Annotated in this window: 20 protein-coding genes; 17 read left to right on the forward strand and 3 right to left on the reverse strand. The window is 34.4% G+C overall.

Features of this window, described 5'->3' with window-relative positions; all coding sequences use genetic code 11:
- Window positions 1-82 precede the first annotated feature (82 nt).
- From F0000_RS15855 to F0000_RS15865, 3 genes are all read left to right on the forward strand, one after another.
- Window positions 83-2173 (forward strand): HEPN domain-containing protein, encoded by a 2091-nt coding sequence (locus tag F0000_RS15855; protein ID WP_149625710.1) that lies wholly within the window; start codon window positions 83-85, stop codon window positions 2171-2173.
- Window positions 2174-2278: 105 nt separating this feature from the next.
- Entirely contained in the window at window positions 2279-2896 is a 618-nt protein-coding gene (locus F0000_RS15860; protein WP_255452768.1) for a bifunctional precorrin-2 dehydrogenase/sirohydrochlorin ferrochelatase, read from the forward strand.
- Complete coding sequence (locus tag F0000_RS15865) at window positions 2883-3938, forward strand: NAD(P)/FAD-dependent oxidoreductase (protein ID WP_149625711.1); 1056 nt, start codon at window positions 2883-2885, stop codon at window positions 3936-3938. The genes F0000_RS15860 and F0000_RS15865 overlap by 14 nt, the downstream gene beginning before the upstream one ends.
- Before the next feature lie 223 nt (window positions 3939-4161).
- Here F0000_RS15865 and F0000_RS15870 read toward each other — a convergent pair whose 3' ends face one another.
- A complete protein-coding gene (locus F0000_RS15870; protein WP_149625712.1) occupies window positions 4162-5616 on the reverse strand; it encodes a spondin domain-containing protein in 1455 nt (484 codons plus the stop codon).
- A gap of 1730 nt (window positions 5617-7346) precedes the next feature.
- On the opposite strand from F0000_RS15870, the gene F0000_RS15875 reads away from it, so the two are divergent.
- From F0000_RS15875 to F0000_RS15930, 12 genes are all read left to right on the forward strand, one after another.
- Entirely contained in the window at window positions 7347-7721 is a 375-nt protein-coding gene (locus F0000_RS15875) for a hypothetical protein (RefSeq protein ID WP_149625713.1), read from the forward strand.
- A gap of 11 nt (window positions 7722-7732) precedes the next feature.
- Window positions 7733-9034 (forward strand): anaerobic C4-dicarboxylate transporter, encoded by a 1302-nt coding sequence (locus F0000_RS15880; RefSeq protein WP_149625714.1) that lies wholly within the window; start codon window positions 7733-7735, stop codon window positions 9032-9034.
- A 29-nt stretch (window positions 9035-9063) separates the two neighbouring features.
- Window positions 9064-10488: an aspartate ammonia-lyase gene (gene aspA, locus F0000_RS15885; RefSeq protein ID WP_149625715.1), complete on the forward strand. Its 1425-nt coding sequence runs from the start codon at window positions 9064-9066 to the stop codon at window positions 10486-10488.
- Between the two features lie 38 nt (window positions 10489-10526).
- Window positions 10527-11597: a type II asparaginase gene (locus tag F0000_RS15890; RefSeq protein ID WP_149625716.1), complete on the forward strand. Its 1071-nt coding sequence runs from the start codon at window positions 10527-10529 to the stop codon at window positions 11595-11597.
- 17 nt (window positions 11598-11614) lie between these two features.
- On the forward strand, window positions 11615-12283 hold the full coding sequence (locus F0000_RS15895) for a succinate dehydrogenase cytochrome b subunit (RefSeq protein ID WP_149625717.1): 669 nt from the start codon (window positions 11615-11617) through the stop codon (window positions 12281-12283).
- Between the two features lie 9 nt (window positions 12284-12292).
- Window positions 12293-14203, forward strand: a complete 1911-nt coding sequence (locus tag F0000_RS15900; RefSeq protein WP_149625718.1) for a fumarate reductase/succinate dehydrogenase flavoprotein subunit — start codon at window positions 12293-12295, stop codon at window positions 14201-14203.
- Window positions 14204-14209: 6 nt separating this feature from the next.
- The gene (locus F0000_RS15905; protein ID WP_149625719.1) at window positions 14210-14953 is read left to right on the forward strand and encodes a succinate dehydrogenase/fumarate reductase iron-sulfur subunit; all 744 of its coding nucleotides are present in this window, start codon (window positions 14210-14212) and stop codon (window positions 14951-14953) included.
- 35 nt (window positions 14954-14988) lie between these two features.
- The gene (locus F0000_RS15910) at window positions 14989-16146 is read left to right on the forward strand and encodes a porin (protein ID WP_188112146.1); all 1158 of its coding nucleotides are present in this window, start codon (window positions 14989-14991) and stop codon (window positions 16144-16146) included.
- A 61-nt stretch (window positions 16147-16207) separates the two neighbouring features.
- The gene (gltS, locus tag F0000_RS15915; protein ID WP_149625721.1) at window positions 16208-17410 is read left to right on the forward strand and encodes a sodium/glutamate symporter; all 1203 of its coding nucleotides are present in this window, start codon (window positions 16208-16210) and stop codon (window positions 17408-17410) included.
- Between the two features lie 29 nt (window positions 17411-17439).
- On the forward strand, window positions 17440-18594 hold the full coding sequence (locus F0000_RS15920) for an acyloxyacyl hydrolase (RefSeq protein ID WP_188112147.1): 1155 nt from the start codon (window positions 17440-17442) through the stop codon (window positions 18592-18594).
- 138 nt (window positions 18595-18732) lie between these two features.
- Complete coding sequence (locus tag F0000_RS15925) at window positions 18733-19359, forward strand: trimeric intracellular cation channel family protein (protein WP_149625723.1); 627 nt, start codon at window positions 18733-18735, stop codon at window positions 19357-19359.
- 33 nt (window positions 19360-19392) lie between these two features.
- A complete protein-coding gene (locus tag F0000_RS15930; protein WP_149625724.1) occupies window positions 19393-20034 on the forward strand; it encodes a hypothetical protein in 642 nt (213 codons plus the stop codon).
- Window positions 20035-20058: 24 nt separating this feature from the next.
- Here the strand turns inward: F0000_RS15930 and F0000_RS15935 are convergent, their stop codons facing one another.
- Window positions 20059-21033: a lipid A-modifier LpxR family protein gene (locus F0000_RS15935; RefSeq protein ID WP_149625725.1), complete on the reverse strand. Its 975-nt coding sequence runs from the start codon at window positions 21031-21033 to the stop codon at window positions 20059-20061.
- A gap of 492 nt (window positions 21034-21525) precedes the next feature.
- Between F0000_RS15935 and F0000_RS28615 the strand changes: the two genes are divergently transcribed.
- The gene (locus F0000_RS28615; RefSeq protein WP_368668109.1) at window positions 21526-21849 is read left to right on the forward strand and encodes an META domain-containing protein; all 324 of its coding nucleotides are present in this window, start codon (window positions 21526-21528) and stop codon (window positions 21847-21849) included.
- Between the two features lie 61 nt (window positions 21850-21910).
- Window positions 21911-22222, forward strand: coding sequence for a hypothetical protein (locus F0000_RS15945; RefSeq protein WP_149625726.1), 312 nt, complete (start codon window positions 21911-21913; stop codon window positions 22220-22222).
- A 188-nt stretch (window positions 22223-22410) separates the two neighbouring features.
- Here F0000_RS15945 and F0000_RS15950 read toward each other — a convergent pair whose 3' ends face one another.
- Window positions 22411-23244 carry a universal stress protein gene (locus F0000_RS15950; RefSeq protein WP_149625727.1) on the reverse strand — a complete coding sequence of 278 codons (834 nt, stop codon included), beginning with the start codon at window positions 23242-23244 and terminating at the stop codon, window positions 22411-22413.
- Window positions 23245-23874: the final 630 nt, after the last annotated feature.

Genomic DNA, 23874 nt, shown 5'->3' on the forward strand with positions numbered 1-23874 from the left:
AAAAACAAGATTTTAGAATAAAAAACTGTTATACAAAAGTCATAACTACATTCTTTCCTGAAAGGATAAAATACGAAAAAAAATGCAAAGTTTTAGAACTGAAATAGAGAATCCGATTGTCCAGAATGATATTATTGAATTAGCCAATAAAATTGAGCAATTCCATAAAGGAAAGATTGATGAAGAAAAATTCAGAAGTCTTCGTTTAGCACGTGGAGTCTATGGACAAAGGCAGGAAGGAGTGCAGATGATTCGTATCAAGTTACCCTATGGCAAAGTGCTAAGTAATCAGTTAAGAAGAATTTGTGAGGTGTCTGATGAATATTCCAGAGGGCGATTGCATATTACAACACGTCAGGATATACAGATTCATTATGTAGATCTGAACAGAACTCCAGAACTATGGGCAGAATTAGAAAAAGATGATGTAACCCTAAGAGAAGCTTGTGGTAATACAGTTCGTAATGTAACAGCTTCAGAAACTGCTGGAATTGATCCAAAAGAACCTTTTGATGTTTCTCCATATGCAGATGCTTTATTTCGTTTCTTTTTGAGAAATCCTATTTGTCAGGAAATGGGACGTAAGTTTAAAGTTTCTTTTTCAGGAACCGAAGAAGATACAGGACTCTCTTATATGCACGATTTAGGTTTTATCGCTAAAATTGAAAATGGTGTGCGAGGATTTAAAGTAATGTTGGCTGGAGGATTAGGTTCGCAACCAAGACTGGCAGATGAATTATATAGCTTTTTACCTTCAGATAAAATTATTCCTTTAATGGAAGGAGTATTAAGAATATTTGATCGCTATGGTGAACGTAAAAGTAGAGCCAAAGCCAGAATGAAATTCCTTGTAAAAGATATAGGCTTAGAAGCATTTAAAGAATTAGTAGAAGCAGAACAAAAAGCGATAGCGCAAAAAACTGTTGCTATTGATGCAGAGGCATACAAGATATCTGTACCAGTATCAATCGATGCTCCGCAAGCAGGAATAAAAGACCAAAACGCATTTGATTTATGGAAATCTACCAATGTGATTCCGCAAAAACAAAAAGGGTATGTAGCTATTGGGATTAAAGTGCTATTAGGAGATTTTTATACAGATAAGGCAAGATTACTAGCAGATTTAGTAGATAAATACGCTGCTGGGGAAATCAGATTATCATTACGTCAGAACATTTTGATTCCTTTTATAAAGGAAGATTTAGTACCATTTTTCTATCAGGAATTATCAGTATTAGGATTTGTAGAAGCTGGATATAATAAAGCGGTAGATATTACGGCGTGTCCAGGAACAGATACCTGTAATCTAGGTATTGCCAGTAGTACAGGTATTGCAGAAGAACTGGAAAAAGTTATAAAAACAGAATACCCTCAATATCTCGAAAAAGAAGACTTGGTTATTAAGATCAGTGGATGTATGAATGCCTGTGGGCAACACAATATGGCAAATATTGGTTTTCAGGGAATGTCTGTGCGTACAAAAGATAAACTAGTAGCGCCAGCACTACAAGTATTGCTGGGAGGAGGAAATTTAGGATCAGGAAAAGGTCGCTTTGCAGATAAGGTGGTAAAAATACCAAGTAGAAGAGGACCTGAAGCATTACGAAGAATTCTGGATGATTTTGAAGCAAATTCGAATGGAAAAACTTTTGTGGATTATTATACAGATAGAGGAGAGAAATATTTTTATGATTTTCTGACAGATTTATCTAATGTAGATAACCTTACCCAAGAAGATTTTATCGATTGGGGAACTGAAGAAGAATATGTAAAAGCAATCGGAATAGGAGAATGTGCAGGTGTAGTTATTGATCTAATTGCTACCTTGTTTCTGGAAAGCCAGGAAAAGATAGAAAATGCCAAAATTTCTTTCGAAAATCGAGTGTACTCTGATGCAATTTACCACGCCTATAGTTCCTTGGTAAACTCGGCAAAAGCGATGCTTCTGGCAGAAAATAAAAAGACAAATACACATGCAGGAATCATAAATCAGTTTGATGAAGAATTTATTGCGAGTGGAAAGATAGCATTGGACGGTACTTTTGCAGAATTAATATATCAATTAAAGAAAAATTCACCAAGTAAAGATTTTGCAGTAGATTATATAAAGAGTGCAGAACAGTTTTTACAAAAAGTTCAGGAGTACAGAAACTTAGAAGTAACAAACGCGTAAGTAAGTTGTTAAATGTTACATCGAGATTAATAATATTGTGAAACAAAAAGCTAAATTAAATTCTATTTATAATAAAATTCAAGAAGAAATTGTATCTTGATAGTTATGGATAGCTATAAGATGGAAGAAAGAAATAATTTATATCCGGTTTTTCTGAAAGTTAAAAACTTGAGTGTTCTGATTGTAGGAGGAGGAAATGTAGCAGAAGAAAAACTAACGTTCTTATTAAAATCGAGTCCGGATGCTAAGGTAACTATGGTTTCGCCAATGTTTAGAGAAAAAACAATAGCCTTGGCAGAAAAATTTTGCGTGACCAGGGTTACTGATATTTATAACAAGAAATATCTGGAAGGGCGTCATATTGTGGTCGCTACTACAGATATTCCAGAGGTGAATATTCAGGTCTGGAAAGATTGTAGAGCGCAGGCAAAATTGGTTAATGTAGCAGATAATCCTCCATATTGTGATTTTTATATGGGTGGCATTGTGAGCAAAGGGAATGTGAAAGTAGCGATTTCTACTAATGGAAAATCACCTACAACAGCCAAACGATTACGTCAGTTTTTTGAGGAGGTAATTCCAGAAAATGTAGACGATTTAGTGAAGAATTTAAACGAATATAGAAAAACAATAAAAGGTGATTTCGAAGAAAAAGTGGAAACACTTAATGAATTTACCAAAGGATTAATAGGAAAAAAAGAAGTTGAAAATGATCAAGACTGATATTTTAATCATCGGAGCGGGACCAACAGGATTATTCACCGTTTTTGAAGCAGGATTACTGAAGTTAAAAACGCACCTTATCGATGCTTTGCCTCAACCTGGAGGACAGTGTTCAGAGATATATCCTAAAAAACCAATATATGATATCCCTGGTTTTCCAGAGATTCTGGCTGGAGATTTAGTAAATAATCTGATGGAACAGATAAAGCCTTTTGAACCTGGTTTTACATTGGGCGAAAGAGCAGAAACTATCGAAAAACTAGAAGACGATACTTTTTTAGTGACGACCAATAAAGGAACACAGCATAATGCACCAGTGGTTGCAATTGCTGGTGGTTTAGGTTCTTTTGAGCCTCGTAAACCACCAATCCCTAATATTCTTGATTTTGAAGATAAAGGAGTTGCCTATATCATTCGTGATCCAGAAGTGTATAGAGACAAAAGAGTGGTTATTGCTGGAGGAGGAGATTCTGCTTTGGATTGGTCCATCTTTTTAGCAGATGTAGCCAGTGAAGTCACTTTGGTACATAGACGTAACGAGTTTAGAGGAGCTTTGGATTCTGTAGAACGAGTTGCAGAACTTTCTAAATTAGGAAAAGTAAACCTTATTACAGAAGCAGAGGTAAAAGAACTAAAAGGAGAAGATCATTTAACTGCTGTTGGTATAAAACATAAAACAAAAGGTGATATACATTTTGAAACAGATTACTTTATTCCTTTATTTGGATTGTCACCAAAATTAGGGCCGATAGGCGATTGGGGATTAGAGATCGAAAAGAATGCTATTAAGGTAAATAACTCATACGATTATCAAACTAATATTCCTGGTATTTATGCTATTGGAGATGTAAATACCTATAAGGGTAAATTAAAACTAATTCTTTCTGGTTTCCATGAAGCTGCAATTATGTGTCAGAGTGCGTATCAAAGAATTTTTCCAGATAAAAAATACGTAATGAAGTATACGACTGTGGGAGGTGTTGAAGGATTTGATGGCTCTAAAAAAGAAGCAAAAAAAGAAGTTGTAAAAGCTATCATATAAGAATAAAAGTAGTAGTATGATAATTTGTGAAGAAGTATATGGTATACTTTTTTAATTGAGATTATCATATAATAAAATACCTCAATTTCAAATCTCTTAACATATACAAGGAGATTTGTAATTGAGGTATTATTTTTTACGCAACGTGAGCTCTGCAATATACTTGTTTAACGTACGCTGTTTACATGTTTTGAGCGTCAAAGAAGCGTATAAGAACTGAAAATTATTGCTTTATAAAACGTTCAACATATTCAGCTCCATCCTTAGTTTTAACGTTTATAAGATATATTCCTGAAACCAGTTTTTCTACATTAATGGTGTTAGAAAAAATTCCGGAATGCATAGTTTTACCCATAAGATTATTAATGGTATAATTTCCTTTAGTTTCATTTGATATACTAATATTTAAAATGCCATCTTGTACAGGGTTCGCATGTATTTTTAATTTTGATACCAATGGTTGGGTAATGGTATTGCTATTTTTAGTAACTAAGGAAGAAGTTGCAGTTACCGTAATATCATCAATGGCGATATCTGCTTGCCAGGTAGTTCCTGTTAGTCTGTTAAATCTTAATTTGATACTAGTGTTTGTGTAAGGGCTAAGATCTACATTTTCGCTAAACCACGAATTTCCTTGGTTCCCTGTTTTATTCCATATGCTTGTCCAGTTAGCACCATTGTCTGTGCTTACTTCTAGATCAATGCTTCCCATATTATTACTACCAAACATATGATATTTAAATGTAAAAGAAGCTGTGCTCATTTGAGTTAAGTCAAAACAAGGAGAATTGATAATCGCTCTTTTTCTAGGGAACCCTACGGTATTTCCGGAGGCTTCTACGTATATATATTCAGTCCCTTCTATAGCGCTATCCGGACCTGTACCTCTAGAAGGAGTGCCATTAGAGTTAATGAGCCAATCGAGATCATCTGAAGTATCTTGAGACCAATCTCCTAAGGTAGATTCGAATCCTTGATTGTAAGGAAAATCAGTTACCGCTGTAGTGCATTCGCTAGTGTTTCCTCCACCCGTATCTACTGATTTTAATGTAAAAACTAATGTGCCTATTTTTTCAGAATTAAAAGGACTAATGCCTCTTATGCTGGAGATAGGCTCTTTTGGATTTGTAGCAGGATTGTTTAGCGAATAAGTTGTTCCTTCTTCGGTTCCTGCATCATAAGGAAATAGATCCAAAGTGATATTTTGAATCCATTCGTCAGAAGTGTCTAATAAAGAGACACTGTTTACAGCAATAATCCAATCAGGACTAGGGGCAATCATAGAAAGAAGAGATACTAACGGATACTCAGAACTAACAGCTAAATCATTGATGGTAATTGTTCTGCCTGTACCGTTAAAAAAAAGATTTGGTCCCTCGATATATTGATCTGCGGTACCATTATTAATGGCTCTGTTTACTTCACCGGAAAATGTTCCGTTTGACCCTGTTTCTGCGACTCTTTCTACTCCTAAAGTTGCGATACCTCCATTTCTTAAAAAAGTGATGTCCTTATTATGGGTGGCACCAACAAGTTCAGTAAAATGAGCGTTACTACCAGGAAGTGATCCATGGGCTTCCCAATTACTTGTAAAAACAACATCGTATGTTGCTGTAGATTGTCCATAGGCTGTAATTGCCATTACAAACATTGAAATTTGAAAAATAAGTTTTTTCATTTGATTTTAATTTGGTTAATAATAATCTAATGTTTGTCAGTTGGAGGAAGAGCACCTTACATTTTTTTAGGGAAATTTAATGTTAAATTGTGTAACGAATTGATGTTTAAATATATGGGTGGACCTTTTTGTAAATAGAGAAATAAGCAAAGGAGGTTTTGGCTTTTTTTAGATATGTCTACTCCGTAAATAATTCAATTCTCAAACGAAATTACCTACAAAATTATTTCATACTTCGAAATAAAAAAAGCCAATAGCGCTGCAATCTGTCAATTTTCTTTCTCGTCTGAATCAAAAAATAATTTGATTCAGTTTACGCTGATTTCATATAAGAATTGTATACTTAAAAAATACCCCTGTTATACCATTTATTGTTTGAATTTGCGGTAAAAGAAAATACTTTGATTATCAGTAGCATGAGGTGTAAAAGTGAAATATAAGAACAAAATATATTATAAATATCAAATTGGTGGACGATGATTTATTATATATTGATATTGTGATACGATTTGTGATTAAAAAATTCGTATAAATTCATTGAATTATTTTTTCTTTATGCAAGGCAAAAAAATCAAGCATAGCTATAGCTACGGTTTATTTTTTTAAACGAAGTAGAAAGGAAAAAGAAACGATGAATATGCGAAATTTTTAGTTATAAATCGTATGACCCCTTCTTAGCACAAACCTTTATTTTCATTCTCTTAGCATGGTTATACAAGGTAGATATTATTATTTCTTCAAATAATGATGTATCAGTTAACTCACTTGTGAAAAATTGAAATACAGCTTTTACAAATTCAATATTTGAAATTAATCTCTCCTTTTTTACTATATTTTTTTAAAGTTGATTCTACCATTCATCCTCACCTTTCATTTATTATAGATCGTTTAATTGGATTTTTGAGATTATTTATGCATTGCAAAGACCAGAACCACCATCGTTAATTTGATAACCCATATTCTTCAAAGCATTAAGATATATTGTAAAACTATTTATTTTCAGGATTTTCATTAGATGGTCTAATACGATTTACGAATAAAAATTTCGCATCTAATGACATTCTTTTTCTACTATATTTTCTTCATAAAATGAAACAATAGCTATTCTTTAATTTGATTCATCAATCTAGCGAAAAATCCTTGCCATTATTTTTACGAAATTCTCACCCGTAAATCGTATAATATTAATATGCCAGCCTTAAATCTAATGATCATCATCATAAATATAACCTTCTACTATAATATATATCTAAAGAAAGCAGGTGTATATAATTCTTGACTTATATCATTAATACATTTCATAATTGAATCGGTTTATTCGAATTCTTTTTATTTATATACTAGCCATAACCAGAGACTCGGAAGAAGTCAATATCTACATGTTATATATCTGTTATTTGTCTGATCATTGCAACGGTTGGGAATGAATATTTTTTTTAATTTAATTTACCAAACCTACTGAACCAAATTGATAATTATAGTACATAATAAAGTATCTACTTTTAAGTAAAAAAAATAAGCTTTATAACCAAAAAAAGATTTCAATATTAGGTTTAGACACTTCATGTTTGATTTAGGTTACTTCACTTAAATGGCTAGAAATTTAATCTTAATAGCGAACTACTTTAGCTAAGACTTCCAACATTAGTGTTACTTATAAAATTTTATATATAGATATGTATCGTAATCATTTTATCATAGTTTTTTTGGCTTGCTTTTGTTTCTTAAATGTGCAGGCACAAGAATTAACAGACGAACAAAAAGAACGTCTCGAATACAAAGTAGATGTTTTCTCTACAGATGACAAGGAACTACAAGCATTATGGTATGAAGACCGAATGGATAAAATGAAGCTAACAGGAGAGTTACGAGAAAATTACAAGAAAATTGTGGTCTATCACGCCTACAAAATGGAACGTCTAGGAAACCCAAAAGCTCAATTAAGTGATGAACAAATCCGTCATGAATTCCCGAAGCAGATACGAAAACTTCACAAGGATGTAGAAGACCTGCTCAACCCTAAACAATTTGAAATTCATAAGAACAGTTGGAATGCCATTCTTAAAGGTATTTATCAACGTAAAAATTGGAAATTAACTAACTAAACACTTGAGATATGATTTGGATTGAATTATTAGTTGTACTCTTTTTTATATTCTTGGGTTCAAAACTGGGAAGTATCGGTATTGGTTATGCTGGTGGTGCTGGTGTTGTTGTTCTTACCTTGGTTTTTGGACTCAAAGCTGGTTCGGTTCCAGTAGATGTAATACTCATTATTATGTCTGTAATAGCTGCCATTGCTGCGATGCAAAAGGCTGGCGGACTGGATTATCTAGTCAATGTATCTGAAAAGATTCTTAGAAAAAACCCAAAGCGTGTTACGTTTATTGCGCCTACCGTAACCTATTGGATGACGTTATTGGCAGGAACTGGTCACACCGCTTATGCTGCTTTACCTGTAATTACTGAAGTGGCTAAAGAAGGAGGCGTAAGACCTTCTAAACCTTTAAGTATCTCTGTAGTAGCATCACAAATAGCAATTACAGCTTCTCCTATTTCAGCAGCTGTAGTGATTTTTGCAAGTTTTTTAGAGCCTTTAGGAGTATCGTACTTGCAACTTTTAGCTGTTGCTATTCCTTCTACAGTTTTAGCTTGTATGGTTGGAGCTATTGTAGCTAACAAATTAGGGAAACCCTTGGTTGAAGATCCAGAATATCAAAGACGTGTAGCGTCTGGATTGATAAAACAGAAAACAGAGGAACGTAGCGAAAGCCCCAAAAGCGCAAAATGGTCTGTGGGTATTTTTGGTGTTGCTATATTAATTATAGTAACCTACGCAAGCTTAATTTCTAAGAAAGTGGGGTTAATTCCTGATCCAACAATTAGTCGTAATCACGCCATAATGGCCATTATGTTATTAGCTGCTATGGTGATTGCATTAGTTTGTAAAATAAAACTTAATGAAGTTACAGGTATGTCCACTTTTAAATCGGGTATGAGTGCTGCAATATGCGTTCTTGGTGTTGCTTGGTTAGGAGATACCTTTGTGAGTAATCATATTGTGGAAATTAAAGAAGCAGCAGGAGGTATTTTAAATGAATATTCCTGGATGCTGGCAGTTGTTTTATTCTTAGCGAGTATGTTGCTATACTCTCAAGCAGCGACTACAACCGCATTAATGCCAGCTGCTTTAGCATTAGGAGTAAGCCCTATTGCTGCTATAGCTTCTTTTGCCGCTGTAAGTGCCTTGTTTGTATTACCTACGTATCCGACATTATTGGCTGCCGTAGAAATGGATGACACAGGCTCTACCAAAATAGGGAAATATGTATTTAATCACTCTTTTATTATTCCTGGAATAGTAACGATTGCTTCCAGTGTCATCTTCGGATTTATACTTGGAGGTCTTATTTTATAAACTCATAATCAAATCAAAATAAAGAACTTATGAAAACAAGAAAAGAAACAGATCTTTTAGGAGAGCTAGAAATAAACGGAGATTTGTATTATGGAGTTCATACACAAAGAGCTCTTAATAATTTTCAAATTTCGCATTCAATAATCGGAGATTATCCGTTTTTTATAAAAGGATTAGTAGTTACTAAAAAGGCGTGTGCATGTGCGAACAAAGAAATCGGAACAATTCCGGCAGATAAAGCAGATATGATCATTCAGGCTTGTGATGAAATTCTTGGAAATCTAGATAAGTACGCAGCATATTTTCCTTCAGATGTATTTCAAGGAGGAGCAGGTACTTCTGTAAATATGAATACTAACGAAGTGATTGCAAATGTAGCTTTAGAACTAAACGGACACGAAAAAGGAAGTTATGATATTTTACATCCTAATGATCACGTAAATAAATCACAGTCTACGAATGATGCCTATCCAACTGGCTTTAGGGTAGCTGTTTATTATTATATGAATCATTTGTTGGAAAAAATCAATGTACTGACCACTAGTTTTGATAAAAAGGCTGCCGAATTTAAAAATGTCCTTAAAATGGGTAGAACCCAATTACAAGATGCTGTACCCATGTCCTTGGGTGATGAATTTGGAGCTTGGTCTGCAAATTTAAAAGAAGAAACTAAAAATTTAAAAAATAGTCGTGACCTTATCTTAGAAGTTAATCTCGGTGCCACAGCAATCGGAACAAGAGTAAATGCACCTGATGGATTCACAGAACTGTCCATAGGGTATTTACAACAATTCACAAAGGCTAGTTTTGTGCCTGCCGCAAATTTGATAGAAGCGACTTCAGACTGTGGTGCGTATGTGATGATTTCAGGAGCTTTGAAAAGAACAGCGGTGAAGTTATCTAAAATTTGTAATGATTTAAGATTACTTTCTTCTGGACCCAGATGTGGATTCAATGAAATTAACCTTCCGGAAATGCAAGCAGGTTCTTCCATTATGCCAGCGAAGGTAAATCCGGTAATTCCTGAAGTAGCGAATCAGGTGTGTTTTAAGATTATTGGAAATGATGTGACCATTTCATTTGCAGCCGAGGCAGGACAATTACAGCTAAACGTAATGGAACCTGTAATTGCACAATGTATGTTTGAATCTGTAGAGCTACTCTCCAATGCATGTGTCACACTAGCCAAAAAATGTATTAATGGTATCACTGCCAATGAAGAGCATACCAAACAAATGGTGTTTAATTCGGTTGGAATTATCACCTTCTTAAACCCATACATTGGTCATCATATGGGAGATGTTCTGGGTAAAGAAGCTGTGGCAACAGGAAAATCAATTCGTGAATTGGTTCTCGAGAAAGAATTACTTTCCGAAGAAGAATTAGATAAAATTCTCAGTGTAGATAATTTGATGCATCCAAAATATACAGCTGCATTACATAAAAATAATTGATTTTTCCAAAAGCAATAGAGAATACAAACTCTTTTATTATGAAATTATTTAATATAAAAATAAAGGCATTCCTAATAGTAGTTGTAATAACTGCTATTGGTTTTGCTCAAGACATTGACCTCCCAAATGTTAAAATTCTAGCAACGGGAGGTACTATTGCAGGATCAGCCGCATCTGCCACTTCTGGGAGTTATGAAGCAGGTCAAATAGGGATTCAGACCATGATTAATGCAGTTCCTGGTATAAAAAAACTAGCGGATGTTTCAGGAGAACAAGTTGCCAATGTAGGCTCACAAGATATGACGGTAGAAATCTGGTTGAAATTGGCAAATCGGATTAATGAACTATTAGCTTCTGATGATGTCGATGGCATCGTAGTAACTCATGGCACCGATACACAAGAAGAAACAGCATATTTTCTAAGTTTGGTTGTCAAAAGTGACAAGCCTGTGGTTACTACAGGTTCTATGCGTTCCTCAACTTCTATAAGTGCTGAAGGTCCTTTGAATCTATACAATGCGGTGGCTATTGCTTCGAACCCGGAAGCCAAAGGAAAAGGTGTGATGGTATCACTTAATGATCAAATACATGCAGCCCGCGACGTGAGTAAAATGAATACAACCAATGTCAATAGTTTTCAATCCCCTATTAAAGGGATGTTGGGTGGTGTGTTTTATGGCAGATTGGGCTTTTTCCGCGAACCAAACACAAAATTCGGAAACACCAGTAAGTTTTCAATAACGGGGGTCAAAAAATTACCCCGAGTTGATATTATTTATGCCTATGCAGATATGGCTCCGGATTTAATCGATATGCACGTAAAAGCTGGTGCCAAAGGAATTGTAATTGCTGGTGTTGGGAATGGTAATATGACGGATGCCATCCTGAATGCAGCAAAGAAAGCCTACGAAGATCATGGTGTTATTGTTGTTAGAAGTACACGTGCTGCCACTGGGTGGGTTTTGCGAGACAACGAGTTTAAAGATAAAGATTATCACACTGTTGCCTCTGGAGATTTAAATCCGGCTAAAGCAAGAATTTTATTAATGCTTGCGCTTTCTATGGGTGAAAAATTAAATGACATGCAAGAACTTTTTTATACGTACTAATTTAACAGAAATAGATTATGGCACTTAATCCATTATTTTTTAGGAAAACACTTGTTGCAGGAACAGGGCTGTTCTTATGTGTTTTCCTGGTAGTACATCTTTCTGCAAACTGCATTCTGTTATTACCCGAAGACATTGCTAGAGGAATGTATAATTCGTATTCGACTACTTTAAGGGAAAGTCCATTGATAAAGATTGTAGCGTATTTGTTATATCTATCTATTATTCTTCATGTGGTGTATGCATTACTGATTACTATCAGAAATAGAAAAGCGAAGCCACAAAAATATGTTATGAATCACGCTCACCAAAATAGCAGCTGGTCTTCTCGAAATATGGGGATTTTAGGAACGCTTATTTTGATCTTTATCGTTATACATTTAGTGAATTTTTGGGCGCGTATCAAATTAGGATTTGGTGATGCGGTAGCATTAGATGTAGATGGGAATAAAGATGTATATGAAGTAACGTATAGTCTTTTTCACAACATTTATTATGTTATCTTTTATACTATTATATCCGTACCGCTGGCATTTCACTTGTATCACGGTTTTAAAAGTGGTTTCAAAACCTTAGGCTTTTATCATAAAAAAGGATTAAAGATTATAGCAAAGGTCTCTTTGGTTTATGCTCTTATTATGGGTATTGGTTTCGGGATTATTCCATTCATTGTTTACCTCAAATAGAATATACAGATGAAATTAGATTCAAAAATTCCAGAAGGAAAACTAGAAGATAAGTGGCGTAACTATCAGGTTACATCACAATTGATCAATCCAGCCAATAAAAAGAAGTTAAATGTTATTGTAGTTGGTTCAGGACTTTCGGGTGCTGGAGCAGCTGCTACACTTGCAGAATTGGGATACGATGTACAATGCTTCTGTTACCAGGATTCTGCCAGAAGGGCACACTCTGTAGCAGCACAGGGAGGAATCAATGCGGCTAAGAATTATCAGCATGATGGAGATAGTGTTTGGAGAATGTTTTATGATACCTTGAAAGGTGGAGATTTTAGATCTCGCGAAGCGAATACCTATAGATTAGCCGAACTTTCTGCTCCGCTTATTGATCATTACGTACAACAAGGAGTTCCCTTTGCCAGAGAATACGGAGGCGTATTAGTCAATCGTAGTTTTGGGGGAGTACAGGTACAGCGTACTTTTTATGCCAGAGGGCAAACAGGGCAGCAATTATTAATGGCTGCATATTCTCAGTTGTATAAAATGGTACGTGCTAAGAAAGTAAAGATGTTCCCACGTAGTGAAATGCTGGATTTGGTAGTTATTGACGGAAAAGCAAAAGGAATCATCGTTCGTGATTTGGTAACAGGTGAACTTAAACGCTACGCTGCAGATGCTGTAGTACTGGCAACTGGTGGGTATTCTCGTGTTTTCAGATTATCTACATTGGCTATTGGATGTAATGGTAGTGCCTTATGGAAAGCTCATAAAAAAGGAGCCTTATTTGCAGCTCCCAGTTTTACACAAATTCACCCAACAGCATTGCCACAATCTAGCGAAGCGCAATCTAAACTTACCTTGATGTCAGAATCTTTACGTAATGATGGAAGAATATGGGTACCTAAACAACAACAGGATGCAAGAAAAGCAAACGATATACCGGAGGATGAACGAGATTATTATTTAGAACGAAGATATCCAAGCTTTGGAAATTTAGCACCTCGTGATATAGCCTCGAGAGCCGCAAAAGAGCGAATAAATGCAGGATATGGCGTGGGGAGATTAAAGAATGCCGTTTACCTTGATTTTAGACATGCCATCGAAAAATTCGGAATCCAGACGATTAAAGATCGCTATGGAAACCTCTTTACGATGTATAAAAAAATCACAGGGATTGATGCCTATAGAGAACCTATGCAAATATCACCTGCGGCGCACTTCTCTATGGGAGGATTGTGGGTAGATTATGAATTAATGACTACGATACCCGGATTGTATGCGATAGGCGAATGTAATTTCTCTGATCATGGAGCTAATAGACTGGGAGCAAACTCATTACTTCAAGCAAGTATTGATGGCTATTTTGTGCTTCCGAATACGATAAATAATTACTTGGCAAGTGCTTTAAAAGAAGATCATCCAACTACAGATCATCCTGAATTTGAAAAAGCCGAGAAAGCGGTAAAAGCTGATATAGATAGAATTTTGAATATCAATGGTACGAAAACCGTAGATCATTTCCATAGAGAATTAGGAAAAGTGATGTGGCAAGAATGCGCTATGAGCCGCAATAAAAAAGGATTGGAAAATGCTATAGCACAAATAAAAACAATACGTGATGAATTCTGGAAAGATGTAAAAATTACCGGTAGTAGTAATGAACTGAATACAGAACTAGAAAAAGCCTTGCGATTAGCTGACTTTATTGAATTAGGAATTTTAATGTGTACAGATGCATTAGAACGTGACGAATCCTGTGGAGCACATTTTAGAGAAGAATTCCAGACAGAAGATGGTGAAGCAGTGAGAGTAGATGAAGACTATTCTTATGTATCTGCCTGGGAGTATGATGATGGAGATTTTAAGTTGCACAAGGAAGAACTAGAATTTGAATTTGTAAAACCTTCGGTGAGAAGTTATAAATGATATATTATGAAAGTAACATTCAAAATATGGAGACAGGAAGGACCTGAGGATAAAGGAGCGATTAGAGACTATGAAGTGGATGGATTGACGGAAGATATGTCTTTTCTGGAAGCACTAGATCATTTAAATGAATTATTGGTCCTTAAAAACGAAAAAGTAATTGCTTACGAATATGATTGTCGTGAAGGGATTTGTGGGCAATGTGGTGTTTTTATCAATGGTCGTGCACACGGACCACACGATAATATGACTACCTGTCAATTACATATGCGTAGCTTTAAAGATGGAGATACCATTGTCGTAGAACCTTGGAGAGCTGCCTCTTTTCCGGTGATTAAAGATCTGATTGTAGATCGTTCTGCATTTGATAGAATTATAGAACAGGGAGCTTATATAACCGCAAAAACAGGAACAGCACCGGAAGCCAATGCCATTCCTATTCCCAAAGAAATATCCGATAATGCTATGGATGCTGCCGCTTGTATTGGATGTGGAGCTTGTGTTGCGACCTGTAAAAATTCTTCAGCTGCATTATTTACTGCTGCAAAAATTAATCACCTCAATAGGTTACCACAAGGAAAAGCGGAAGAACACAAACGGGTGCAAGAAATGACGTATCAAATGGAAATAGAAGGATTTGGAAGTTGCACGTTTACTGGTGCTTGCGAAGTAGAATGCCCAGAAGGGATTTCGATACTAAATATCGCAGAAATGAATGCTCGTAATGCTAAAGCTAAATTATTAGGCTAACATAAGTTTTTTGAATGACTAAATTATTTAAGTGTATGAAAAATGTCAATTTTCCATTAATAAATGTTATAGTGATTGTTATGACTCTACTCCTAACGAATGGAATATATGCACAAGCCACTAATGCTGAAGAAACAAGGACTTCAGAAAACGAAAAAAAAGATTCAAATTGGATAGATGAAATTACCTCTCGGGTTACACCTTATGGGAGTATACGAATTGGAGCCGGTTTTGCAGAAGAAGGTGAAATAGGAATCTCCAATAATGCACCACGTATAGGATTAAATTTTAAACATGCCTTGTCCAATGACGAAGCAGAAAATTTTAATATTATTGGCGGTATTGAATTTGGTGTAAACCTTGTGTCAAGAGATGATACCGTAGAGTTTGCGGTAGATCCTGGAGCAGGGATTGCACAAGTTGGTGATGCAGTATTTACTCGATTAGGATTTGTTGGAGTTTCTTATCAAGATTTTGAATTTACATTCGGGAAACAAAATTCTGTGTATTATACAATGGGAGCTATTGAAATAGATCGCTTCTTAGCCTTTGGAGGTGCTGCTATTGGTGTATGGAACATCTCTGATGGTGGAGTTTCTGGGACAGGTCGTGCCAATCAGGTTTTTGTTCTAAAATACCAAAAGAATGGATTGAGCCTGGGAGCTCAAGCAGAAGCAAGAAATATCTCAGAGAATAGTGAAAGTATTGATACCTATGGATTTGGAGCTAATTATAAAATAGGAGGACTTGGTATAGGAGTCGGTTATAATAAAGTGAATGATGGAGTTGAAGATCCATTACCAAATCAAGCTAAGGATGGAGATGAGGCTTTTGTAGCTTCCGTATCCTATGAAATAGATAGATTTACAGTAGCAGCTTCGTATGCTATTTTAAAACAGCATCAACGGTTAGGAGATATTTTTTATGATGCTAAAGGTGTTGAGTTCTATGCTCGTTATAAATTCTCAACGAATAAACGATGGCATGTTGCTGCAGGTTTCAATTATTTAAAACCAGATGATGACCAAAATCTAGGTGATTTTGACACCAAATTCGGAATTACCGAAGTAGGCTATAACTTTAAAAAATCCAGTCATATTTTTGCTGCTGCAAGTATAGATTACAGTGAAGATGGTATTGGTGATAGACGTAGTCAAAGTATTTTTGGTGTAGGTATTCGATTTGGGTTTTGAATAAGAAAAAACGGTAAACAAACTGATGATTATGGATAAAATTATAAACTCCAAATAGATTATGGAAATAGGTCCTAGGGACACTATTGTTATAGCCTGTCTAGTCCTGTTTCTGGGCAAGTATATTAACAAGAAAATATCCTTTTTTAGAGCATATAACATTCCTGAACCTGTGACGGGCGGAGTGATTTTCTCTATATTTTTCGGTATTCTTTATACTATTACGGGTATAGAGGTAAACTTTGCTCTTGAATTAAGGGATGCACTTCTCATCATCTTTTTTATAACTATAGGGCTTTCTTCAAGATTAAAAACACTATTAAAAGGAGGTAAATCGTTAGCCCTACTTTTAGTAGTAGCGGTAGGATATCTTTTTATCCAAAACCTTAATGGTATTGGTATTGCTTATATTACTGGTATGTCAAGTGTGACAGGGATTTTAGGCGGCTCTGTTTCTTTCAGTGGCGGACATGGTACTACTATTGCCTGGGTTCCTACTTTTCAAAACGATTTCGGTATTGAAAATGCCATGGAAATGGGTATTGCTTGCGCAACTATTGGCTTAGTACTTGGAGGCTTTATAGGAGGTCCCATTGCAAAATTTCTAATAAAAAAACACAATCTAAAACCAAAAGATAGCAAACCCGTTACGGTAGGAGTGCGCCATGGTAAAGGGGATACTGTAGAAATGAATTATAATAACGTTTTGCAAATGATTTATTTCATTTTCTCAACAGCAGGGTTGGGTATAGGAATTAATGAATTGCTCGTATGGATAGGGCTCTCACTCCCGTCTTTTGTCACAGCATTGTTTGCAGGCATTATCATTACCAACCTAATTCCGGTATTTTCTAAAAATTTTCATTGGGAACCTGAAAAATCAAAACCTCTGGCCATGGCCTCGGATTTATCATTGGGGCTTTTTTTAGCCATGTCATTAATGAGTCTTCAATTGTGGACACTGACTGATTTGGCTGGACCACTATTCCTAATTGTAATTGTACAGGTGTTAGTGATTTCTGTTTTCGTAATTGTAGTTGTTTTTAGAATTATGGGTAAAGATTATGATGCTGCCGTGATGAGTGCAGGATATGCTGGATTAGCTTTGGGCGCAACACCTACGGCAATTGCCAATATGACTGCAGTAACTAAAAAGTTTGGGGGATCGCCTAAGGCATTCATTGTTGTTCCTCTGGTTGGTGCTTTTTTTATTGATCTGTCTAATGCTTTAATTATTAAGCTTTTATTAAGTGTTTTTGGGTAGTTATTACTTTATTTATGATGATATCAGTTATGAAAAAACTTTATTTAATACTTGCTTTACTAACATGTTTTTTTAGCTATTCACAATCTTCTTCGGATAACCTTGAAAATAATCCCCAAAATAGGTTCAGATTCATAGAGGTAAAATCTCACTTTGGCGCTTTTCTGAAATCAGATAATGCTTTAGGGAATAGCGGTATTTTAGACAATGGTTATGGCGGAGTAACCGTGAAATTAGGGTGGCAACCTACCGATCCAAATGGATGGGCAAGCAGATATGGATATCCTTCCTACGGTATTGGGGCGTATGCAGGGTTTTTAAGCGATGCTAATGTTTTTGGAAATCCAAATGCTATCTATGGTTTTATGAATTTTTCAATATCAGGATCTCATAAGAGGAATGTTTTTAGTATTGAGCCTTCTATAGGGATTACGTATAATTTGAATCCTTTTGATCAAGATACTAATGAATTGAACACTTCGATAGGAGCCAGAGCAGCGGTATATTTTAATATTGATCTTGGATTTACCTATAAATTTACAAGAGAATTAGATCTTTTATATGGATTTGATTTTAGTCATTTCAGCAATGGTTCAACGTTTAAACCTAATAATGGTCTTAACCTGTATGGTATCAATTTAGGGATGCGTTATCATTATAATGCAGCGCAGTTTAGAAAAGATAATGATCCATACACAAATAATGTACTCCCAGCCAGATTTAAACGCCCTACACGTTCTGCTAGAGATAGAACAAGTGGAAATTCTATAAGCGCATATGTAGCAGGAGGAGTGGGACAAACCGATAGAGAAATTGGAACCAATACAGTATTCGGAACTTTTTCTGGAGTGCTTGATTATGAACATCAATTCAATGAAGTACATGCCTTAACCGGCGGTGTTGATTTCTTTTACGATAATCGTTTTCGCGATGTTGAAGCCTCTGAAAGAACATTAACCGGTATACATGCAGGTTATGATTTTTCATTCTGGCAATTAGCGATTAAATTTCAGATCGGTACGTATGTGTCTGATGATAAAGGAAAAGGAGCATTTTTTATGAGACCAGCCTTACGATATAACATTTCTAAAACCTTCTTTGCACAAATTGGCCTTAAAACATTAGATGGAGGTTCTGCAGATTATATAGAATATGGTTTTGGTTTTAAGCCTTTTAAATGGTAATTAGTAAGTAATACGGATAAAAACTTTATTTTACACAAGCTTTGTATTGTTAATAGTAGCATTCTGCAAACCAAAATTGAGTTTTGCATAGTCCTCCCAAGATTACCAAAATAAGATAAAATACTAAAAAAAAAAGAAATGAGTTTTTTCGATATTCTTGATATACTAGGTACAATTGCTTTTGCTATTTCCGGGGCATTAACAGCAATAAAAAGACAAATGGATCTCTTCGGTATCTTTATTGTAGCGTTCGTTACGGCCTTAGGTGGAGGCATTCTAAGGGATGTCTTTATTGGAAATACACCAGTTTGGTGGATGGGGCATTTCTATGTGGTACATTTTATAAGCATTTCTGTTATTTTGGCTATACTATTTCGAAATAGGATATATTTTTTAACAAAATCACTCTTTATATTCGACACCATTGGCCTAGCCATATTTACAATTAGCGGTGTGCAAATTGGAGTTTCTGCAGATTTGAATCCAGCGGTAAGTGTTGTACTTGGAATTATGACGGGATGTTTTGGAGGTGTAATCCGTGATATTTTGTGTAACAAAATTCCAATACTTTTCAGAAAAGAAATTTATGCATTAGCCTCCCTTGCTGGTGGAGTATGTTATATCATTCTTTACTCTTTGAAATTCGATAAGAATATATCATATATAAGCACTATTGCATTAGTGGTTGTTATACGAGTTTTGGCGGTAAAATTTAGTATTTCTTTACCAACCTATACGATCAAAAAAAATAAAAAAAATAGTTGAAACCCTTTTACATTATAATTAATATAAACACATATGAAAATTTTACTTTATGCAGCTTTTGTTTTTTTGATAGTAACATCCTGCGCACCAAAATTGAGTTCTACCTGGAAATCAAAAGACTACAAAGGACGTACATATACTAAAATTGCAGTTGTTGGTATCGGTGAAGATCTGGCAGCGCGTAAAGCCTTCGAAAATAATGCTGTTCAATTACTAAAAGACAATGGTATTCATGCAATTACGGGGATCACTATTTTTCCACCAAAGATGTCTCCTAAAAAAGGTGAAGATGCAAAATTTATTAAAATTTTAAAGGATAATGATATTGATGGAGTCATCACGATGAGTTTGATCAATACGAAAGAATCACAAAGGTATACGCCAGGCGAGACGTATGCAGTCCCATTAGGATATAGACGTTTTGGTAGATATTATTACAGAACATATAGTTATATTTCTACCCCAGGATATTATCAAGATGAAAAATCATATCTAATAGAAGCTGTTTTATATGATGTTGCAGGAGAATTGCAAGAAGGTCAAAATACTTTGGTATGGTCAGGTCAAAGTGCTTTAATTAACCCATCTTCTTCACAAAATGCAGCAGTAACTTTTACCAGCGAAATGGTAGCGTCCTTACTCAATGATATGGTAATTTTACCGTCTCAAAATTGATATAGATGTAATAAAAGCTCTTGATCAAAATCGAAACCTAACGATCGATCTTGCATAAAAATGTTGTGTATCAGGTATTACTTTTCCGAATGTAAAAAAATGATCGAAGCCAATGGAAATATTATGATAAGAAAGAAAGATTCCATTGGTAAGCGTTATATGATTATTACTTATATTATCTAAAGCAAATTCAAAATCCCTATCAAATAAATTACCTTGTGCTGTGGCATCAAACCCTGTTATAGTGCCACCAATCGTTGACTGTAAGTAATACTTAAATTTTTTATCAGATAGAATACTATTACCAAAAGCAGCTGATTTATATAGCTCCCCGAATTTACCAATACGTAAACCTATGGCAGGACTAATGTCAATATATAGATTTCCTAATCGTGTTTCTACCATCCCAAATACATCAAACAATTTGCTTTTAGGTGTAAAATCATATACGATTTTAGTGTTTATGTTAAAAATGAATTGATTTGGGATTTGAAATCTCCACCCATCAAAAGTAGATCCTCCTGTTATGTTATTGTGAAACCATCCCTGAAGCTCTCCGGCTTGGGATAAAGGTCCCATAACCCCTACCAAGAGACCAACTTCAAAAAAAGATTTTTTGAAAACATATGTTGCATCAAGTGTCCCATATAATATACCTGCAAAAGGTCTGTCAAAATTAGAAACACTCTGTTGATCAGATTCTATGACTATTGATTTGTTAGAAGGAGTATACCCTTCTAAACGTAATTCGGTTCCAAAAAAGTAATCACTTTTAGAAGGAAATAGTTTTTCAAGTCGTAATAGTCTCTCTGTTCTGAAGTCGTATTGTATTCCTACTCCAAAGGTGTAATAGCGATCAGAAATTTGCCAGGCAACCAAAGCATCGTTATCTGTAGTTAAAGAAACTTCTTTATCATAATGTCGTGTTTGTTGCGCTTTCAATTGTGTTAAATAAACTAAAGAAACAAAACCAATATGGAGGTATCGAATTAGGTTCATGACGTTTAGATTTAATTTAATATTTCTTTAATGATCATATTAAAAGTACTGGATAATCAAAAGATCAGGGCAGTATTCCTAGGCCAATCATCCAAAAGTAAAGGTGAACTATCCTATGTATACAATGAAATAATGTAAACTAGTTTTATATTTTATAATCTTGTTATATAAATACAATACAGTTCCTGATACAACCGGTAATCAAAACAAACCATGAGTTATTTTGCATATTCTTTTTAGTTTGATATCAAACTAAAACTCACTTTTCGTTTAGAACGTTTCATTTATGTTTTTTACTGTTTCAGAATAGAAATTATAGTCCTTTTCATAAACATAATCTACTTTTATATAATAAAACGTATATAATTATGAAAAAAGGGTATTCTTATTTATGCGGTATTTGCTTGTATACTATGTAGCTGCCAAAATAACGAAGGAAATAATAAATCATTAGGAAATGTAGCTGCCGAAAGTAAAGTTCTTCTGAATGATATTTGGAGTATTATAAAAATTAATGGCGAAGACTACAAAGATGTTGCTCAAAAACGATCGCAATTAGAATTTGATTATAGAGAGAATAAATTTACTGGAAATGATGGTTGTAATCAAATTTTTGGAAATTTAAAAAAACTAACGAATACACATTTAGAATTTGACACTATAGGAGCAACCAGAATGAAATGTATTGAAGCAAAAACCTCAGTACACTATCAAAATTTGCTTCGACAAATTAGATATTATAAAATAGAAAACCTCACCCTGTCTTTAATTGATATTGAAAACAAGGTCTTATTGGTGTTTAAAAAAATTGATTGAAGTGTTATAAGATATAATTCTTCATTTGAAACATACGTTTAACTTGTAAAAAATTATAATAATGAAAGATATAAAAAGATATATCATAAGTGTAGTATTTGGTCTTTTGTTACTATCATCTTGTACAGAAAAACAAGCCTGTTCTAACGGGGCACCTAGTACTTTGGTAAATATGTTAGGTTTGGATGGATGTTCTTGGATTATTCAGTTAGAAACTGGTAAAAAGTTACAACCTATTAATCTAATTGATTTTGAAATTGAAAAGAAAAATGAGCCAAGGATATCCATAGTGTATAAAGAAGCTGAAGCTATGGCAGGAATATGTATGGTTGGCAAAATGGTAGAAATATCTTGCCTAAAAGTGATCGATTAAGAAGTATGTTTAGAGAGAAGTTTTGTTAAGTTTTTTTCAATTTTCAGAAATAAATTACCAGACCTGATAGTGAATCTTAATACTATTCATACACTAATTTTGGTCTGGTAATTTTTGATAAGAGACTATAAAGAGCTTCACTTTTGTGAATATAGAGAAGCATTATCTTATAATTATAGTCTGATTTTTTACATTTTAAAAGCTAAAACAGGTAAAGTTGAATGATGGACAAGATCTTCTGATATGCTTCCCCCAAAAAAGTGAACCAAACCTGTTCTACCGTGAGTTGATATTGTAATCATATCCACTTTTGAATTATCGGCATAACTTAGAATTCCAGCTTCAACCGAATAATCCGATATATATTCAATCTCAGGTAATCTATTTAGGTTACCATCTGCTTTTTCTAAGAAATTTTTTGCTTGTTCTTTTATTTCTGTAGTGCTTTGGAAATTTGAATATGGTAAATTAACATGCAATAAGGTAGTTTCACTGTTCATCGCAGATAATAAGTCTAGTGCTTTTTTGAACGCAGGAATACTTTCCTCAGAAAAATCTGTAGCATAGACTACATTATCAAAATCTACATTAGTAAGTTTAGATTTAACGATCAATACAGGGATATTACTATGTCTAACGACTTTTGCTGTGTTAGATCCAGAAAATATACCTTCTTGTCGACTGTGACCGTGAGATCCCATTACAATAAGATCTGCTCCAATATCTTTGGCTACTTGATCAAGTTCATCAAATACTTTATGGTGCTTAATTATCGTTTCAATTTCTATACCTTCTAAGTAATCTTTTTGCAAAAATTCTTCAAACTTTTTACTCGCTAGTTTCAACATAAACAGCGTTTCATTCTGTGTCTCAGTGCCAGATACCGATAGCACTGCTTCTGATAATTCTAACATATGAATAACAATAATTTGTGCATTATGTTTTTTTGCTAAAGCAGCAGAAGTTTCCAGTGCATACTCAGAGTATTTAGAGAAATCTATGGGGACTATTATTTTTTTCATGTCAATACGGGTTTAAATGATTTGTTAACGAACTCATCTTGCGTATTGGTATTCAACCGAAAAGTTTGGCTTTTGTACTATAATCAAGTAGGTTTTTTTCAGCATAGCCATACGGTTAAAAAGCCAACAAAATTAGCGTGCAAAATGTAAATTTTGTAAATCAAAGCATTACTAAAAGTGAGTTCAACATATAAATGTAAAAAAAAGAGCGTAAAAGGCTGTGTTTTTTCTTGACAATTATATTCCACTATATCTAATTACCGCCTTTTAATGTTGTAATGAGTTTTTGATAATTCCAGGAACTTTTTGTTTTTCTAAAAAGGAGTGTATAAAATCTGTGTCACAAATGCTTCAGTTTCAAACTGAGAAGTTTCACTTTCCTTTTTAGAAGCTTCGCACAGAAAACCACTAATATACAACTCATCTCAAGTTAGATTTGTACAAGAAAACAAAGATAAATTAGAACATTTAAAAAAGTACAACTATGGAAACTACACCTTTAGAAATTCTGACTAACGTAAAATTACACTACTGATTTACAGTTATTTGCAAATCATCATTAGTTAATCCAAATTTATCAATTTGTTTTCTAATTCTTTTCACTAGTCCTAGTTTTCTTTTTTGATCGAG

It is taken from the genome of Aquimarina sp. RZ0 (assembly GCF_008370685.1).
GTDB lineage: Bacteria > Bacteroidota > Bacteroidia > Flavobacteriales > Flavobacteriaceae > Aquimarina.